This window comes from Blattabacterium sp. (Periplaneta americana) str. BPLAN (assembly GCF_000093165.1).
GTDB lineage: Bacteria > Bacteroidota > Bacteroidia > Flavobacteriales > Blattabacteriaceae > Blattabacterium.
In genome coordinates, this window is the sequence record NC_013418.2 from 203,709 (window position 1) to 220,612 (window position 16,904).

17 protein-coding genes are annotated in these 16,904 nt (G+C 28.7%); 9 read left to right on the forward strand and 8 right to left on the reverse strand.

Features of this window, described 5'->3' with window-relative positions; genetic code table 11:
- Positions 1 to 49: 49 nt before the first annotated feature.
- Complete coding sequence (locus BPLAN_RS00935; RefSeq protein ID WP_083773725.1) at positions 50 to 2,494, reverse strand: thiamine pyrophosphate-dependent enzyme; 2,445 nt, start codon at positions 2,492 to 2,494, stop codon at positions 50 to 52.
- A 117-nt stretch (positions 2,495 to 2,611) separates the two neighbouring features.
- Here BPLAN_RS00935 and ndk point away from each other — a divergent pair, with 117 nt between their 5' ends.
- Genes ndk through BPLAN_RS00950 form a run of 3 tightly spaced genes read left to right on the forward strand, consistent with a single transcriptional unit; the run spans position 2,612 to position 4,461 of the window.
- Positions 2,612 to 3,034: a nucleoside-diphosphate kinase gene (gene ndk, locus BPLAN_RS00940; RefSeq protein ID WP_012821344.1), complete on the forward strand. Its 423-nt coding sequence runs from the start codon at positions 2,612 to 2,614 to the stop codon at positions 3,032 to 3,034.
- A 58-nt stretch (positions 3,035 to 3,092) separates the two neighbouring features.
- Entirely contained in the window at positions 3,093 to 3,695 is a 603-nt protein-coding gene (locus BPLAN_RS00945) for a LemA family protein (RefSeq protein WP_012821345.1), read from the forward strand.
- 22 nt (positions 3,696 to 3,717) lie between these two features.
- Positions 3,718 to 4,461, forward strand: coding sequence for a YgcG family protein (locus BPLAN_RS00950; RefSeq protein WP_012821346.1), 744 nt, complete (start codon positions 3,718 to 3,720; stop codon positions 4,459 to 4,461).
- Position 4,462: 1 nt separating this feature from the next.
- Here BPLAN_RS00950 and BPLAN_RS00955 read toward each other — a convergent pair whose 3' ends face one another.
- A complete protein-coding gene (locus tag BPLAN_RS00955) occupies positions 4,463 to 7,099 on the reverse strand; it encodes a valine--tRNA ligase (RefSeq protein ID WP_012821347.1) in 2,637 nt (878 codons plus the stop codon).
- A gap of 22 nt (positions 7,100 to 7,121) precedes the next feature.
- Here BPLAN_RS00955 and BPLAN_RS00960 point away from each other — a divergent pair, with 22 nt between their 5' ends.
- Positions 7,122 to 7,643: a dihydrofolate reductase gene (locus BPLAN_RS00960; protein ID WP_012821348.1), complete on the forward strand. Its 522-nt coding sequence runs from the start codon at positions 7,122 to 7,124 to the stop codon at positions 7,641 to 7,643.
- 4 nt (positions 7,644 to 7,647) lie between these two features.
- On the opposite strand, the gene BPLAN_RS00965 is transcribed toward BPLAN_RS00960, so the two are convergent.
- The gene (locus BPLAN_RS00965; RefSeq protein ID WP_012821349.1) at positions 7,648 to 8,271 is read right to left on the reverse strand and encodes a bifunctional nuclease family protein; all 624 of its coding nucleotides are present in this window, start codon (positions 8,269 to 8,271) and stop codon (positions 7,648 to 7,650) included.
- Between the two features lie 182 nt (positions 8,272 to 8,453).
- Between BPLAN_RS00965 and BPLAN_RS00970 the strand changes: the two genes are divergently transcribed.
- Both BPLAN_RS00970 and BPLAN_RS00975 read left to right on the forward strand, forming a co-directional pair.
- The gene (locus BPLAN_RS00970; protein ID WP_012821350.1) at positions 8,454 to 9,122 is read left to right on the forward strand and encodes a hypothetical protein; all 669 of its coding nucleotides are present in this window, start codon (positions 8,454 to 8,456) and stop codon (positions 9,120 to 9,122) included.
- Between the two features lie 107 nt (positions 9,123 to 9,229).
- On the forward strand, positions 9,230 to 10,210 hold the full coding sequence (locus BPLAN_RS00975; RefSeq protein WP_041178304.1) for a pyruvate dehydrogenase complex E1 component subunit beta: 981 nt from the start codon (positions 9,230 to 9,232) through the stop codon (positions 10,208 to 10,210).
- Here the strand turns inward: BPLAN_RS00975 and metF are convergent, their stop codons facing one another.
- Together metF and serS are read right to left on the reverse strand one after the other, a co-directional pair.
- The gene (metF, locus tag BPLAN_RS00980) at positions 10,211 to 11,170 is read right to left on the reverse strand and encodes a methylenetetrahydrofolate reductase [NAD(P)H] (RefSeq protein ID WP_012821352.1); all 960 of its coding nucleotides are present in this window, start codon (positions 11,168 to 11,170) and stop codon (positions 10,211 to 10,213) included.
- Between the two features lie 11 nt (positions 11,171 to 11,181).
- Positions 11,182 to 12,456: a serine--tRNA ligase gene (gene serS / locus BPLAN_RS00985; protein WP_012821353.1), complete on the reverse strand. Its 1,275-nt coding sequence runs from the start codon at positions 12,454 to 12,456 to the stop codon at positions 11,182 to 11,184.
- A 68-nt stretch (positions 12,457 to 12,524) separates the two neighbouring features.
- On the opposite strand from serS, the gene rsmA reads away from it, so the two are divergent.
- From rsmA to BPLAN_RS01000, 3 genes are read left to right on the forward strand one after another with little or no spacing between them, the layout of a single operon-like run.
- Positions 12,525 to 13,298: a 16S rRNA (adenine(1518)-N(6)/adenine(1519)-N(6))-dimethyltransferase RsmA gene (gene rsmA, locus BPLAN_RS00990; RefSeq protein ID WP_012821354.1), complete on the forward strand. Its 774-nt coding sequence runs from the start codon at positions 12,525 to 12,527 to the stop codon at positions 13,296 to 13,298.
- A complete protein-coding gene (locus tag BPLAN_RS00995; protein WP_012821355.1) occupies positions 13,295 to 14,173 on the forward strand; it encodes a bifunctional 5,10-methylenetetrahydrofolate dehydrogenase/5,10-methenyltetrahydrofolate cyclohydrolase in 879 nt (292 codons plus the stop codon). Before rsmA ends, BPLAN_RS00995 begins: the two co-directional genes overlap by 4 nt.
- Positions 14,160 to 14,774: a 7-carboxy-7-deazaguanine synthase QueE gene (locus BPLAN_RS01000; protein WP_012821356.1), complete on the forward strand. Its 615-nt coding sequence runs from the start codon at positions 14,160 to 14,162 to the stop codon at positions 14,772 to 14,774. The genes BPLAN_RS00995 and BPLAN_RS01000 overlap by 14 nt, the downstream gene beginning before the upstream one ends.
- Here BPLAN_RS01000 and hisIE read toward each other — a convergent pair.
- From hisIE to hisA, 3 genes are read right to left on the reverse strand one after another with little or no spacing between them, the layout of a single operon-like run.
- A complete protein-coding gene (gene hisIE, locus BPLAN_RS01005; RefSeq protein WP_012821357.1) occupies positions 14,771 to 15,382 on the reverse strand; it encodes a bifunctional phosphoribosyl-AMP cyclohydrolase/phosphoribosyl-ATP diphosphatase HisIE in 612 nt (203 codons plus the stop codon). The genes BPLAN_RS01000 and hisIE overlap by 4 nt on opposite strands.
- Positions 15,383 to 15,390: 8 nt before the next feature.
- Positions 15,391 to 16,152 (reverse strand): imidazole glycerol phosphate synthase subunit HisF, encoded by a 762-nt coding sequence (gene hisF / locus BPLAN_RS01010; RefSeq protein ID WP_012821358.1) that lies wholly within the window; start codon positions 16,150 to 16,152, stop codon positions 15,391 to 15,393.
- An 8-nt stretch (positions 16,153 to 16,160) separates the two neighbouring features.
- Positions 16,161 to 16,886: a 1-(5-phosphoribosyl)-5-[(5-phosphoribosylamino)methylideneamino]imidazole-4-carboxamide isomerase gene (hisA, locus tag BPLAN_RS01015; protein ID WP_012821359.1), complete on the reverse strand. Its 726-nt coding sequence runs from the start codon at positions 16,884 to 16,886 to the stop codon at positions 16,161 to 16,163.
- Positions 16,887 to 16,904 lie beyond the last annotated feature (18 nt).

The following is a 16,904-nucleotide window of genomic DNA, read 5'->3' on the forward strand; positions in this document are numbered from 1 at the left end:
ATATTTTATTCTTTTTTGTTTGAAAAAAATATTAATAATCCTAAATTTTCTAACTATCCTGCATGATTTTTAATACTTTTTCTATAATGTTTTCAACAGATGGTTTTGAAAAATAATCTCCATCAGATCCATAAGGAGGACGATGTTCTTGAGCCGTAATTGTAATAGGAGGACTATCTAAATAATAGTATCCGTTTTGTTCTTCTAATACTTTTTGAAGGATATAAGCAGAAGCACCTCCTGGAACATCTTCGTCTATAATTAATAATCTATTTGTTTTTTTTAAGCTTTTTCCAATATCCTTTTGAAGATCAAAAGGCAATAGAGATTGAATATCAATTATTTCAGGATAAATATTTATTTTAGATAATTCTTCTGCGGCTTCATGAACAATTCTCCATGTAGAACCATAAGTAACAATCGTAATATCCTTTCCTATTCTAGTCACTTCTACTATTCCAATAGGAGTTCTAAAATAACCTAAGTTTTCCGGAAGTTTTTCCTTTATTCTATAACCATTTAGACATTCAATCACTAAAGCTGGATCATCTCCAGCTAAAAGAGTATTATAAAAGCCCGCAGCTTTTACCATATTTCTTGGAACAAGTACAAAAATTCCTCTTAAATAATTAATTATTCCTCCCATAGGGGAACCAGAATGCCATATTCCTTCTAAACGATGTCCTCTTGTTCGAATAATAACGGGAGATTTTTGTCCTCCTTTTGTTCTGTATTGCAAACAAGCAAGATCATCACTCATAATTTGCAAAGCATACAGGATATAATCTAAATATTGAATTTCAACTATAGGACGAAGTCCACGCAAAGCAAGACCAATTCCCTGTCCAAGAATAGTAGATTCACGTATTCCCGTATCAAAAACTCGTGATTCTCCATATTTTTTTTGAAGACCTTCTAGTCCTTGATTTACGTCTCCAATTTTACCGACATCTTCTCCAAAGATTAAAAGATCAGGGTATAATTCTAATAACTTATCAAAATTCTCTCTTAAAACGATTCTTCCGTCTACTTCACAAGAATTTTTCTTATTATATACCGGAAAAACCTCGGTAAGTTTTACGGAAGCTTTTTCAGAAATGCTATATAAATGTGAAGAATAGCTCTCTTGTTCTTCCTGGTATTTTTTTTTAAACCATTTTATCAGACATTCTTTCTGATAAGACTCTTCTTTCGAAAGAAGAAACAAAGATCTTCGGACAACACGAAAAATGGATTTTTTCGTGTGTAACTGTTTAATAGTGAGCAATTCTTTGACAGAATTTTTTATCCATTTTTTTCGTGGAAATGCATATTGCAATTTTTGCAAAATGCTAACAGCTTCATTTTTTATTTTTTCAATAGGCTTTTGAAACGCTTCCCAAGCTTTTTTTTGTTCCTGAAGAACATATTCTTTGGCTTCTACATCTATTTTATTCAGAGAATCTCCATCCGCGATCTTTTTAATAAGGCCAGTGTCTGTTTGAAACTGAAAATTCAAAATCCAATCCCTAAATTTTTTGATTCCATCGTTTTTCATTTCCCATTCTAAACGCTCTTTAGATTTATATCGTTCATGTGATGAAGAGGTAGAATGTCCTTGTGGTTGGGTTAGATCCGTAACATGTATTATAACTGGAATATGTTCATGACGAGCTATTTTATCTGCTTGAACATACGTTTTTGTAAGATCCATGTAATTGGATCCATTTACACAAAGGATTTCTATTCCATTTTCTTTTTGAGTTCTCTGAAATCCGGATAAAAGATCGCTAATATTTTTTTTTGAAAATTGATACTTATTAGGAACGGATATTCCATATTCATCATCCCAAATAGAAAGGATAATAGGGATTTGTAATACGGAGGCAGCATTCACGGTTTCCCAAAACAAACCTTCAGAAATGCTGGCATTTCCAATGGTTCCAAAAGCGACTTCATTTCCATTATGAGAAAACATTTTATGTGTTCTCTTCAAATTTCTTAAATTCTTATAAATTTTAGAAGCTTGAGCCAAACCTAATAGTCTTGGCATTTGTCCAGCTGTAGAAGAAATATCTGCACTAGAGTTTTTTTGGTTTATGAGGTTTTTCCAACTTCCATCTTTGTTCAGAAGACGTGTTCCAAAATGAGAAGTCATCATTCTACCAGAAGAAACAGGTTCTGCTTCTAAATCAGAATGCGCATATAATTGAGAAAAAAAACTTTTTACATTTAAAACTCCAATAGCCATCATAAAAGTTTGATCTCTATAATATCCAGATCTAAAGTCTCCATTTTTAAAAACTTTAGCCATAGCTAGTTGAGGGATTTCTTTTCCATCTCCAAATATTCCGAATTTAGCTCTTCCATTTAAAACTTCTTTACGACCTAAAAGACTTGTTTCACGACTGATTCTTGCTAATTTATAATCAGTCAAAATCATTTTTCGAAACAAATCGAAAGAGGTTTTCCCTTCATTTATCCCCATTCCAGATTTTCTACTATTTTTATTCATTAATACTAATTTTTTTTGTATGAAAATACAGTTTTCAGATTTTCTTAACAAAAAAGAAAAAATGAAGTTTATTTTTGATATATTGCTTAATAAAAAAAAACAAAAATGATCTCTCACATGATGGGAAGAATCACATTGGCTGTCATCAAGCCTGATTCTGTTGAAAAAGGATATATAGGGCCTATTTTGTTTCATATAGTCAATGCAGGATTTTATATTAGGGCACTTAAAATGACGGATCTTTCTAAAAGATCTGCCAAGAAATTTTATGCAGAACATAAAGAAAGTTTTTTTTTCGATTCTTTAGTGAATTTTATGTCTTCCGGACCAATAGTTTCTATTATTCTAGAAAAAGAAAATGCAGTAGAAGATTTTAGAACTTTAATAGGAGATACAAATCCCATTCATGCAGCTGAAGGAACTATACGAAAGTTATATGCAAGTTCTTTAGAAAAAAATGCGATTCATGGATCAGATAGTAATCAAAATGCTTTTAAAGAATGTCTATTTTATTTCTCTCATCGCGAAATTTTCTGGTAATTCAACTTAATTCCAAAAATTTGTATTTTGTAATTAGAATTAGGAAGAAACATTTAAAATGAAAAAAAGTTTTTTAATTATTATTTCCACTATTTTAATCTTAATATTTGTAATCAGTTTATGGATAACTGGAACATATAATCAATTAGTCAAATTGAATGAAAACATAAAAACACAATGGAGTCAAGTGGAAAACGTTTATCAAAGACGAGCAGATTTGATTCCAAACTTAGTAAAAACGGTAAAAGAATCTGCTAATTTCGAAAAAAACACTCTGAATCAGGTCATAGAAGCAAGAGCAAAAGCCACTTCCATGAATATAAATCCCAATAATTTAAATCAAGATCAAATAAGCAGGTTTCAAAGAGCGCAAGAAGGATTACAAAGTTCTCTTAGCAGATTATTATTAATTGTGGAAAATTATCCTCATCTAAAATCAACACAAAATTTTTCAGAATTACAAAATCAATTAGAAGGAACAGAAAATCGTATTAATGTGGAAAGAAACCGTTTTAATGATCAAGTAAATCATTTTAATACTTATAGAAATAATTTTCCAAAAATTATCATCGCGAATTTTTTTCCTCAATTTAGAGAAAAAGGATATTTCCAATCTCAAATAGGATCAGAAAAGGCTCCTATTGTAAATTTTCAGGATTAGAAAACATAGAAAAAAATTTTAGATGAAAAAAATTCTAAAAGAAATTATTAAATTTTTACTCATTTTACTAATTTTCACAAATTTAGTAGAAGGACAACAATTAAATATCCCTGATAAGCCAAAAAAAATATATCCTGTTAACGACTATGCAGGAGTTTTATCCCACATTCAAATACAAAAATTAAATGAAAGACTCATTCAATATTCAAAAAAAACCTCCACAGAAATTTTAATTTCTATTGTTCGAGATCTTTATGGAGAAGATCCAAATTTTTTAGCTTCTAAATGGGGAAATAAATGGCATATTGGAAAAAAATATAAAAACAATGGAATTATCATATTATTATCTATTAATGATAAAAAAATATCCATCCAAAATGGATACGGAATAGAGCCATACTTGACCGATTTTACCACTCGACGCATCATCCAAAAAATAAAACCTCTTTTAAAGAAAAATCTATACTATGAAGCTATAGATATCAGTATCAAAGAGATATTCAGAATCATGAAAAATGAATATATAAACAAGGAAAACAAAAAAAATCATTTTTCAAAATGGAATTTAGCTTTTTCTATTAGTGTTTTTTTGATTATATTTTTTTTCTTATGCTTATGTAAAAAAGGAATAGACCCATCATCATTAAATATATTATTTTTAACGAATATTCTATTCAAAAAAAAATATTCTGATAATGAAGATAGTTTTGACGGATTCGGAGAAGGTGGAAATTTTGGAGGTGGTGGATCATGCGAAAACTGGTGATCTAATTTCTTGTTAAAAATTCTTCAAGATGAGCTATTTTTTTCAAAGTATCACTTTCTTTCTTTTTTTCCTTTAAAAGGATTTCTTTTGGAACAGATCTCACATATTTATTGTTGGATAAATTCTTCCGAATCATAGATAATAAATTATAAAAATATTGAATTTTTTTTTCAATGTGAATAAGATCTCTTTTCTTAGAAGAAAACTTTCTATCTAAAGATAAAAAATATTTATCCGTTCCTAAAAAAAAGGAAAAAAATTGTTCTTTTTTAGGTTTTTTTAAAACATGAATGATTTGAGATAAATTTGCTAATTTTAATATTATGGAATGGTATTCTTTCTCTGCTCCTTCTTTCAGATAAAATAAAACTAAGCTTTTTTTATAAGGGATATTCATTTTATTTCTTATAGAACGTATTTGAGATATAATTTGAACAGCTCTTTCAAAAGAAACTAAAATTTTCTGATTATAGGATTTTTTTTTAGGCCAAGAAGAAATAATTAAAGCTTCTTCTCTTGTTCTTTTTTTAAGAAGACTCCAAATTTCTTCTGAAAGAAAAGGCATATATGGATGTAATAGTTTTAACACATTCTCAAACCACTTAATTGTATTTGAATAGACTGGTTTCGATATCCCTTTTCCAAAAACAGGTTTAATAATTTCAAGAAACCAAGAACAAAAATCATTCCAAATTAACTTGTATAAAATCATCAATGATTCATCAAATTTATATTGATGAAAATATTTTTCAAAAATTTCCAAAACATGATAAAAACGATTTTCAAACCATCTAATAGCCTTTTTAGATGCTTCAGGAAGATCTTTATTTTTTTCTTCTATCTTCCAACTTTTTATCAGACGAAAAGCATTCCATATCTTATTAGAAAAATTTCTTCCTTGTAAACAGATATTTTCCTCAAAATGAAAATCTTTTCCTGCACTAGCTCTTAGCATAATCCCCATACGAACAGCATCTGCTCCATATTTTTCAATTAAATCTACAGGATTTGGAGAATTATTTAGAGATTTAGATATTTTCTGATTTTTATCATCTCTTACTATTCCAGTAAAATAAACCTTCTTAAAGGGTTTTTTTTTCCGAAAAAAAAAACCAGCCATAATCATACGTGCCACCCAAAAAAACAAGATATCTGAACCTGTTACTAAATCTTCAGTAGGATAATAATAAGATATTTCTCGATTATGGGGATGAATAATTCCATCAAATACAGACATAGGTAAGATCCATGAAGAAAACCATGTATCTAGAACATCTGGTTCTTGTCTAATTTTATCATCCTTTAAATGAGGATCATGACTCTTAATTTTCGCTTTTATTAAGGCTTGCTCAAAGTTTTCTGCTACTACAAAATCATTTTTTGAATCTCCATAATAATAAACTGGGATACGATGTCCCCACCACAATTGTCTAGATATATTCCAATCACGAATTTTATCCATCCATTGAAAATAAATTTTTTTAAATCTACTTGGATAAAATTTAATTTCTCCATTTTTAACTGCTTCTACAGCAGGAATAGACATCTCTTTCATCTTTAAAAACCATTGAAGAGACAATTTTTGTTCTACTACGGTTTTTGTTCTTTCTGAGAATCCAATTTTGTGATTAAAGTTATCTACCTTAGACAGAAATCCTAAGGTAGATAACTCTTTTATTATATTTTTCCTCACTTCAAAACGATCCATTCCTTGATAATGAAGACCTTTTTCATTGAGAGTCGCATCTTCATTAAAGATGTCAATTATCTCTAAATGATATGTATCAGCAATAGCTTTATCGTTTATGTCATGAGCTGGAGTGATTTTTAAACATCCTGATCCAAAATATGGATCTACATATGAATCTTGAATAATAGGAATCAATCGATTGATTATTGGAATCCTAGCGTATTTTCCCTTTAAATGAAAATAACGATTGTCATCTGGATGAAAACAAATAGCTGTGTCCCCAAACATGGTTTCAGGACGAGTCGTAGCAATAGTCACAAAATATTTTTCCCCTTCTATTGGATATTTTATATAAAAAAGTTTTCCTTTTTGTTCTCGATAGAAGACTTCTTCATCAGAAATAGTAGTTTTAGCTTCTGGATCCCAATTCACTACACGATATCCCCTGTATATATATCCCTTTTCATATAAATCTATAAAAATTTTTGTAACAGATTTGGATAATTTTTTGTTCATAGTAAATTGAACACGGTTCCAATCACAAGAACACCCCAATTTTTTTAGTTGATTTAAAATAATGTTCTTATGTTTCTCAGACCATTCCGAAACATGTAATAAAAATTTCTCTCTTCCTATAAGGATTTTAGACAATCCTTTTTCCTTTAATTGATGAACGACTTTTGCTTCTGTAGCAATAGAAGCATGATCCATCCCAGGAATCCAACAAGGATTGGATCCTTTCATTCTTGCATATCTAATCAATATGTCCTGTATAGTATTATTCAAAATATGTCCTATATGAAGAACTCCAGTAATATTAGGAGGTGGCATCAAAATTGTATAAGGAGGCTTCTTTCCTGGTAAAGAAAAAAAATAATTTTCCCTCATCCAATGATGATAGATTCTATTTTCCACAGATTTTGGGTCATATTTAATTGGAATATTCATAAATTTAAAAATATAAAAAAAAATGAAAATTATACTGATTTCTGCTGTTTCTAGTAATGGGGTTATAGGAAAAAATAATCAATTAATGTGGCATTTACCTAATGATTTAAAACGTTTCAAAAATATGACTTTTGGAGAAACCGTTCTTATGGGTCGGAAAACTTTTGAATCCATTGGGAAAATTCTTCCAGGAAGAAGAAATATTATACTAACAAAAAAAAATAAAATACATTTCTTTTCCTCGACTAATACTAATAATAAGACTAATCCTCGCGGAACCTTTGAAGTTTATTCTTCTTTGAAACAGATTTATGACTTAAATTATAAAAAAATATTTGTGATAGGAGGAGAGAAAATATATACTTCTACTATAGATAAAGCTCATATCATAGAATTAACTGTAATTCACAAAAAATTTTACGGAGATGCAAAATTTCCAAAAATTCCTCTTAGCAAGTGGAAAAAAACATATGAATTTTTTCATGAAAAAGATAAACATCATTTATATAATTACAGTTTTATACGATATGAAAGAAAAGACTAATTATTTATTCTCTTCTATCTAGTTCTTTTTTGATCCTAGCTGCAAGTTCATAACATTCATTTACAACTGCATGATTTAATAAAGCGTTAAGATCTCTTTCTGTCATTTTTTCTAAATCTTGTTGACTTTTTTCTTTGTTAAAAAAAAGTGGAACAGAATTTTCAATCCCTTCTTCTGAAGGAAGCTCATTTTCTTTATTATCAATAGGAAATCCATTTTCGAAATAAATTCCAGCCTTATCAAATATTTCTTTTGTAGTATAAATAGGAGCTTGAAATCGCACAGCTAAAGCTACTGCATCGGATGTCTTTGAATCTATCTTATGTTCTTTATTTTCTCCTTCAAACAGGATATAAGAAAAAAATATCCCATTGACTAATTTATATATAACAACTGCTTTTAACCTTATGTGAAATACTTTCGCAAAAGTAAGAAATAGATCATGTGTAAAAGATCTAGATGGATCTCTTTTTCCTAAAGCATAAGCAATAGATTGGGCTTGCAAACTCTCTATGATAATAGGAAGTTTTATTCTTCCAGATTCTTCTTCCAATAATAAAACATATATCCCAGATTGTATTTGACTTAAGGATATTCCACGTATAGCTAATCTGATGAGTTGTTCCATAGAAAAAACATATATCTATATATCACCAAATATACTAAATTTGAAAGTAAATTTTATGGATTATTCATTTAAAAATAGAAATATATAAAATTCTTTGTAAAAATTGTTGTTATATGTAATAATTTTTTTTATATATTTAAGAATCGTATCCTGTAACTATGTAAATATTTAAAATTTTTATTATGAATACTTCTATTAGATTTTTAATTCCAACAATTTTTCTATCGTTAGGAGTTTGTCTAATCTCCTGTAATGATGAGATCACTTCTGCTGATGAATCTGGGTTAAAAAAAGATTCACCTTCTATTCCTCCTCCAGATCCTTCATTTGCTAGTTCTAATCCAACAACACCCACTCCCACTCCTATGCCTCCTTCACTTCCTCCAGATCCTTCTAATGGAGATCAACCTTCTTTTTCTATTCCTACTGATATTGACCCCGAAGATTTATCTAAAAGAATAAAAGAGATAGGTGAAAAAATAGAAAGATTAGAAAAAGAGAGCGAATTTCATCATAATGAATTCTATCAGATGGTTGGGGTACAAAAAGGAATATTGAATGAAGTGAAAAGAAAAAAAACGGTAATGAAATCTAAACCCTATGGTTCAGAAGAACAATTAAAAGCTCAAAAAGAATTTGAAGATCAAAAAAAATTAGGAAAAGAAAGATTAAAAATACTTAAAGAAAAAAATGTATTTCTGAGTCAATTAACTAAATCTATAACAGAAGCTAAAAATGAACAACTCGCTCTTCAGAAAATACAAGAAGATTTACAAAAAAGAAATAAAAATAAATCAACCAACAAAAACGAGAATACAGATAAAACAACAACACAGGACAAAAAAAACTGATTGATTGATTATTATCTTAATTTATCAAAAAAAAACGGAAAAGGCAGATATTAGATTAGGCTTCCTTTTCCGTTATTATTTTATAATTTGAGAACTTTTACATTATGATGAAAGAAAAAACTTTTCGTGAAGTCCTAGCAGAAGCTATGAGTGAAGAAATGAGAAGAGATGACGCTGTATATCTTATGGGAGAAGAAGTGGCTCAATATCATGGAGCTTATAAAGCTTCTAAAGGAATGCTTGAGGAATTCGGTCCAAGAAGAGTTATCGATACACCTATATCAGAATTAGGATTTTCTGGAATAGGAGTAGGTTCTGCCATGAACGGATGCAGACCTATTATTGAATTTATGACTTTTAATTTCTCTTTAGTCGCCATGGACCAAATTATTAATAATGCGGCAAAAATACGTTATATGAGTGGAGGTCAATGGAATATCCCTATTGTTTTTAGAGGTCCTACTGGATCTGCTGGACAATTAGGAGCTACACATTCTCAATCTTTTGAAAGTTGGTATGCTAGTTGTCCTGGATTAAAAGTAGTAATTCCATGTAATCCATATGATGCTAAAGGGCTTTTAAAATCCGCTATAAGAGATAATAATCCCGTAATTTTTATGGAATCTGAACAAATGTATGGGGATAAAATGATGATTCCAGAAGAAGAATATATTCTTCCTATTGGAAAAGCTGAAGTAAAAAAAGAAGGAACAGATGTTAGTTTAGTTTCTTTTGGAAAGATTATGAAAATTGCCTTAAATATTGCTAATAAATTAGATCAAGAAAACATTAGTGTAGAAGTCATAGATATTCGGACTATTCGTCCATTAGATTATGAATCTATACTTTTTTCTGTGAAAAAAACTAATCGTTTAGTGATTTTAGAGGAATCCTGGCCTTTTTCTTCAATTTCCTCTGAAGTCTCTTACATGATACAAAAAAAAGCGTTTGACTACTTAGATGCCCCTATCAGTAGAATCACTCTGCTTGATACTCCTGCACCTTATGCTTCTAATTTAATTAAAGCTTGGTTTCCAAATGAAGAAAAAATCATCAAGGCTATAAAAGAAACCCTTTATCTTATCTAATTAATACACAGCTTGAACTATCTTATAAATATTTTCTGGTTTATCCATGGTGTAATAATGGATCACTTCCACACCAGAATCTTTTAGTTCTTTAGATTGTTGGATGGCCCATTCAATTCCAATATGAGAAATCATTTTTTTATCTTTTACTTTTTCAATTTCTTTCACTAATTCATGAGGAATATTTAAATAAAAACGAGAAGGAAGACTATTTAACTGTTTTTTAGAAGAAATTGGTTTAATTCCAGGTATTATAGGCACAGTAATTCCTTCTGATCTGCATTTTTTGACAAAAGAAAAGTATTTCTTATTATCAAAAAACATTTGAGTCACAATGTAATTAGCCCCTGCTTCCACTTTTTTCTTTAAAAAGAATAAATCACTTTCCATATTTGGCGCTTCTAAATGTTTTTCTGGATATCCAGCTATTCCAATACAAAAATCAAATAATGGAGAGTCTTTTTGTTCGAAAGTATTATCAAGGTATTTCCCATTGTTCAAGTTTTTAACTTGTTCAACCAATTCTACAGCATATTGATGACCGTCTTTTTTCGAAAAAAAACTCTTTTCAGATTTTAAAGGATCCCCTCTAAGAACTAAAACATTATCTATTCCTAAAAAATTTAGATCTATCAAAGCATTTTCCGTCATTTGTCTATTGAAACCGCCACAAATGAGATGTGGAACCGCATCTATTCCATATTTATTCATAATAGCTGCACAAATTCCTACAGTTCCTGGACGTCGTGAAATAGTTCTTCTTTGTAAAAGTCCGTTTTCTTTTTCTACATAAATAAATTCCTCACGATGATATGTAACATCAATAAAAGGAGGATTAAATTCCATTAGAGGATCTAATGTGGAAAAAATATCTTTGATGTCATGTCCTCTTAAAGGGGGTAATATTTCAAAAGAAAATAAACTTTTTTTAGCTTTATCTATATGATCAGTGACTTTCATAACATAAAAAACTATTTAATATTATCAAATCCTGTATAAGGAACTAAAACCTTAGGAATATTAATTTGATTGACTGTTTGATTATTTTCTAATAAAGCTGCCATAATCCTTGGTAAAGCCAAAGCGCTTCCATTAAGAGTATGACATAATTCTATTTTTCCTGTCATGGTTTTATATCTAAGATTTAATCTATTAGATTGGAAATTAGTACAATTAGAAATTGAACTAACTTCTAACCATTTTTTTTGTGCCATAGAATAAACTTCAAAATCATAAGTTATTGCAGAAGCAAATCCTAAATCTTTTCCCATTAAACGAATAAGACGAAATGGCAATTCTAAAGATTTCAAAATGTTTTGAACATGGGAAATCATTTCCTCTAAATAATAAAAAGAAGTATCAGGAGTAGTAATTTGAATAATTTCTACTTTTTCGAATTGATGCAGTCTATTTAATCCTCGTACTTTAGATCCATAAGATCCAGCCTCTCTTCTAAAACAAGATGTATAAGTAGTGGATTTTATAGGTAAGTCTTTATAACTTAATAGATTATTTCTATAACAATTCATAAGAGGAATTTCTCCAGTTGGAATAAGATAAAAATTATCTTTTTCTATTAAATACATTTGACCTTCTTTATCCGGGATTTGTCCTGTAGAATAGCCTGATATTTCATTAATCAGATAAGGAAAACTGTACTCCTTATAGGAAGCTTGTATATTTTTATCTAAGAAATATTGAATTAAACCTCTCTGCAGCTTAGCTCCTTTTCCAATATATACTGGAAATCCAGATCCACATATTTTTGTTCCTAAATATAAATCAAATAACTGAAATTTTTTGGCTAACTCCCAATGAGGAAGAGCATTTTCAATTTTTATTGAATGAGGAGCTATTTTTTGAAAAAGAAAATCGTCTTTTTCTAAATTTTTTTTTACTATTTCATCAGGAATATTAGGAATTTGATCTAATTTTTTTTCTAAATTTTGAATAATATTTTTTAATTGAATATGAAGATTTTTTTTTTTCTTTTTTAAAGAAAGAGATTCCTCTTTTAAGGATTTTATTGGAATTTTTTTTACATTTTTATCACCTATAATATGACTTATTTTTTTTGAAATTTTATTTTCATTCTCTGAGATTTTATTGATCTCATATTGTATTTTTTTCTTGCTTTTATCTAAGATTAATATCTCATCTATTAAGTTTCTTTTTTCAAATTTTCTTTTTTCTAGTCCTGATAAAATTTTTTCCCTGTTTTTACGGATGAAAGAGACTTGAAGCATAGAGAAAATTAAAATCGTATTTCTAAGTCTTCACAAGATACAAATAATATATTTTCTATCTTTGCATAATGCGTGAATCTTTTTTTCATAAAAAATTTGATCAATACTTTTTAAAAGACAAAAATATAGCTAAGAAAATTGTCAAAAATCTTTCTTTTCAAAATTATAATACTGTAGTTGAAATAGGTCCAGGATTAGGAATATTGACTCGTTATTTATTAACTCCATGGCATAAAGTATTTTTAATAGAAATTGATAAAAAATTAATCCTGTTTTTAAGAAAAAATTTTTCAGTTTCTAAAAATCAAATCATACACAAAGATTTTTTAAAATGGAATCCTGAAGAAATGAATCTAAAAAACTTCGCAATAATTGGAAATTTTCCTTACAGAATTTCTTCTCAAATTTTATTTCATATATTAAGATATAATCAATATATTCCAGAATGTATTGGAATGTTTCAAAAAGAAGTAGCAGAACGTATAACATCTCATGAAGGAAATAAAACTTATGGAATTTTATCTGTTCTCGTACAAACATTTTATGAAGTGAAATATCTGTTTACAGTAAATAAACATGTTTTTTTTCCTATCCCAAATGTAAAATCTGCCGTAATTTCCTTAAAGAGAAAAGAAAGAAAAATTTTCTGTAATAAGGATCTTTTATTTCAATGTGTGAAAATAGCTTTTAATCAAAGAAGGAAAACCTTAAAAAATGCTTTACAATATTTTATTAAAGAAATACCAAATTATTATAACCTCCCATTTTTAAATAAAAGAGCAGAACAATTATCTGTAAAAGATTTTCTTCAATTAACAAAAGAAATAGAAAATAGAAAATGACTCAATTATTAAATGGAAATAAATTAGCTATCGATATAAGAAAAGAAATTTCCAAGGAAATAGAAAAAAGCATACGAAATAAAAAAAAGAGACTTCCTCATCTTGGAATCATTTTATTAGGAACTAATAGTTCCAGTTTAACCTATGTGAACAGCAAAATACAAGAATGCAAAAATATCGGAATAAAATCTTCATTAATCCATTTGCCAAATGATAGTTCAGAAAAAGAATTATTAAAAGAAATTCAAAAAATGAATAACAATCCGTTAATAGATGGTTTTATAGTTCAATTACCTCTTCAAAAGCATATCAATTCAGATAAAATAATTATGTCTATTAATCCAAGAAAAGATGTAGATGGATTTCATCCAGAAAATTTTGGAAAAATGTCTTTGGATATGAAGGCCTTTTTTCCTGCAACAGCACTAGGCATATTAACTATTTTAGAGAGATATAAAATAGAAATATCTGGAAAACATACTGTGGTTATTGGAAGAAGTCGTATAGTAGGAAGACCCATAAGTATTTTAATGAGCAGAAAAAACTATCTTGGAAATAGCACGGTTACACTTACTCATAGTCAAACTCCAAATATAGATTACTATACAAAACAAGCAGATATCATTATAACTGCGGTAGGGCGTCCTGGTTTTTTAACAGGAAAAATGATTAAAGAGGGAGCTATAGTTATAGATGTAGGTATAACTAAAGTAAAAAATGGAAAAAAATCTTTTTTAAAAGGAGATGTTGATTTCAATAGTGTTTATGGAAAAGCTTCTTATTTAACCCCTGTTCCAGGTGGTGTAGGCCCTATGACCCGCATTATGCTTATAAAAAACACTTTAATAGCAGCATTAAATAATGGAAATAAATAACGTTTCTTTTCCTGTTAAAGAGACCTTTTATTCTATACAAGGAGAAGGTTTTTTTTCTGGAATAGCCGCCTATTTTATTCGTTTTGAAGGATGCAATATTCAATGTGATTGGTGTGATACAAAAAGTAGTTGGAAAATAGAAAAAAAGGATTTTTTAACAGTTCATAAAATTATTAATAATATCAATGAAAAGGTAAAAACTATTGTTATTACTGGTGGAGAACCTATGATGTGGAATCTAACTCCTTTAACCAGTCTTCTTAAAAAAAAAGGATATCGCATTCATGTTGAAACTTCTGGATCTTATCCTATTCACGAAAAAGATATAGATTGGATTACCATTTCTCCTAAAAAGAAAAAACGTCCTTTGAAGGAAAATTACAAAAAAATGAATGAATTAAAAATAATTATTTGTAATGAAAGCGATTTTTCTTTTGCAGAAGAACAAGCTTTTTATGTTAAAAAATCCAATTGTGTATTATGTTTACAACCTGAATGGAAAAACAACATTAAAATACTTCCAAAAATAATTTCTTATATAAAAAATCATCCTAAATGGAAAATATCTCTTCAAATTCATAAAATATTAAATATTCCTTAATGGTTTTTACTTTTATGTCTTTTTTCTAAAAGATTTATTACGTTATGGATAGTCACCCCTTTACTATATAAAAGAAGAATATAATGAAATAACAAATCCGCAGATTCATTCAAAAAAAGACTTCGATTATCATCTTTAGATTCAATAATCATTTCAACAGCTTCTTCTCCTAATTTTTGAGATATTTTATTAACCCCTTTTTTGAATAATTTAACAACATAAGAATTTTCATCTTTTTGATTGACTCTATTAGAAATTATATTCTCCAAATGAAACAAAAAATTCATTTGATTCATTTCTTTCCAACAGGTATCCGTTCCTTTATGGCAAACAGGACCTGTAGGTTCTGCTTTAATCAATAATGTATCTCTATCACAATCAATCAATATCTTTTTGATTAAAAGATAATTTTTACTAACTTCTCCTTTGGTCCACAGTCTTTTTTTAGACCTACTATAAAAAGTCACTTTTTTTTCTTCAATACTTTTTTTATACGCTTCCTGATTCATATAACCAAGCATTAAAACTTTATTAGTTTTGTTATCTTGAATAATAACAGGAATCAAATCGTCTTTAAAATTTATTTGTTTTATTGGAAGATCCTTCATTTTTTAATTTATTTGTTAGTTCTAACGGGAATATTATGATAATTTAAATAACATTTTAACTCAGGAATTTCTATTTCTTTATAATGAAAAATACTGGCGGCTAGAGCGGCATCCGCTTTTCCACTTTTAAATACTTGATAAAAATCTTCTAATTTTCCAGCACCACCTGAGGCTATAATAGGTATAGAAAGTTTTTCAGAAATTTTTTTAGTGATATCTAAAGCAAATCCGTTTTTTGTTCCGTCATGATTCATAGAGGTTAATAATATCTCTCCTGCGCCTCTATTAGCTCCTTCTTTAGCCCAATCTAAAGCTTTTTTCCTGGTAGAAACTCTTCCTCCGTTTAAATAGACCCTCCATTCATTTTCTTCATATTTTGCATCAATTGCTAAAACTATACATTGACTTCCAAATCTTTTGGAAAGAATTTCTAAAATTTTTGGTTTTTTAAAAGCTGCAGTATTAATAGATATCTTATCAGCCCCTGCATTTAATAATAATTCCACGTCTTTTTCTTCCCCTATTCCTCCTCCTACTGTAAAAGGAATATTTATATGACGAGAGATTTCTCTAACTAAACTGGAGAAAGTCTTACGTCTTTCATTTGTTGCTGTGATGTCCAAGAAAATTAATTCATCAGCACCTTGTTGCGTGTACCAACTACCCAATTTTATGGGATCTCCAGCATCTTTTAGATGTTTAAATTTTACTCCTTTTACAGTTCTCCCATTTTTTATATCTAAACAAGGTATAATACGCTTAACTAACATAAATAATTTTATTTATCTTCCTTCCAATCTCTAAGTTCTGACAAGGATATCTTATTTTCATATATAGCCTTTCCAATAATAACTCCATGACAGCCTAAATCGTCTAATTTTTTTAGATCCTCTATATTCCTTACTCCTCCACTTGCAATGAATTCAATATCGGGAAATCTTTTAAGAATTTCCTCATATAAAGAAAAAGAAGGACCGGAAAGGTTCCCATCTTTATATATGTCCGTACAAAAAATTTTTCTTACCCCATGACTTTTTTTTTCTTTTAAGAAATCCCAAAAAGGAATTTCATACAATTTAGTCCATCCATTCACAGCTATTTTATTGTCTCTAACATCCACTCCAAGAAGGATTTTTTCACTTCCATAAATATGGATCCATTTCTTAAAAAGAAATGGATCTTTTACCGCAATACTCCCAACTGTGGCCATGCAACCTCCATTTTCAAATACAATGCGTACATCTTCATCTGTATGAATTCCCCCTCCAAAATCAATAATTAAATGTGTGAATTTTGCTATTTTTTCCAAAACTTTCCAATGAATAACTTTTCCCTTTTTTGCCCCATCTAAATCCACTAGATGTAATCTAGATATTCCATGATCTTCTAGTAAAAAAGCAACATCTAACGGATCTTTATTATAAATTTTTTTTCTTTTATAGTCTCCCTGGATCAAACGAACACATTTTCCATCAATAAGATCTATAGCTGCTATAATCTGCATTATATGAGTAATTTATAT

Bases quoted from the DNA above. Each gene is read 5' to 3' on its own strand.
- BPLAN_RS00935 (WP_083773725.1), bottom strand. From the start codon at position 2,494: ATGAATAAAAATAGTAGAAAATCTGGAATGGGGATAAATGAAGGGAAA.
- ndk (WP_012821344.1), top strand. From the start codon at position 2,612: ATGATGGGAAGAATCACATTGGCTGTCATCAAGCCTGATTCTGTTGAA.
- BPLAN_RS00945 (WP_012821345.1), top strand. From the start codon at position 3,093: ATGAAAAAAAGTTTTTTAATTATTATTTCCACTATTTTAATCTTAATA.
- BPLAN_RS00950 (WP_012821346.1), top strand. From the start codon at position 3,718: ATGAAAAAAATTCTAAAAGAAATTATTAAATTTTTACTCATTTTACTA.
- BPLAN_RS00955 (WP_012821347.1), bottom strand. From the start codon at position 7,099: ATGAATATTCCAATTAAATATGACCCAAAATCTGTGGAAAATAGAATC.
- BPLAN_RS00960 (WP_012821348.1), top strand. From the start codon at position 7,122: ATGAAAATTATACTGATTTCTGCTGTTTCTAGTAATGGGGTTATAGGA.
- BPLAN_RS00965 (WP_012821349.1), bottom strand. From the start codon at position 8,271: ATGGAACAACTCATCAGATTAGCTATACGTGGAATATCCTTAAGTCAA.
- BPLAN_RS00970 (WP_012821350.1), top strand. From the start codon at position 8,454: ATGAATACTTCTATTAGATTTTTAATTCCAACAATTTTTCTATCGTTA.
- BPLAN_RS00975 (WP_041178304.1), top strand. From the start codon at position 9,230: ATGAAAGAAAAAACTTTTCGTGAAGTCCTAGCAGAAGCTATGAGTGAA.
- metF (WP_012821352.1), bottom strand. From the start codon at position 11,170: ATGAAAGTCACTGATCATATAGATAAAGCTAAAAAAAGTTTATTTTCT.
- serS (WP_012821353.1), bottom strand. From the start codon at position 12,456: ATGCTTCAAGTCTCTTTCATCCGTAAAAACAGGGAAAAAATTTTATCA.
- rsmA (WP_012821354.1), top strand. From the start codon at position 12,525: ATGCGTGAATCTTTTTTTCATAAAAAATTTGATCAATACTTTTTAAAA.
- BPLAN_RS00995 (WP_012821355.1), top strand. From the start codon at position 13,295: ATGACTCAATTATTAAATGGAAATAAATTAGCTATCGATATAAGAAAA.
- BPLAN_RS01000 (WP_012821356.1), top strand. From the start codon at position 14,160: ATGGAAATAAATAACGTTTCTTTTCCTGTTAAAGAGACCTTTTATTCT.
- hisIE (WP_012821357.1), bottom strand. From the start codon at position 15,382: ATGAAGGATCTTCCAATAAAACAAATAAATTTTAAAGACGATTTGATT.
- hisF (WP_012821358.1), bottom strand. From the start codon at position 16,152: ATGTTAGTTAAGCGTATTATACCTTGTTTAGATATAAAAAATGGGAGA.
- hisA (WP_012821359.1), bottom strand. From the start codon at position 16,886: ATGCAGATTATAGCAGCTATAGATCTTATTGATGGAAAATGTGTTCGT.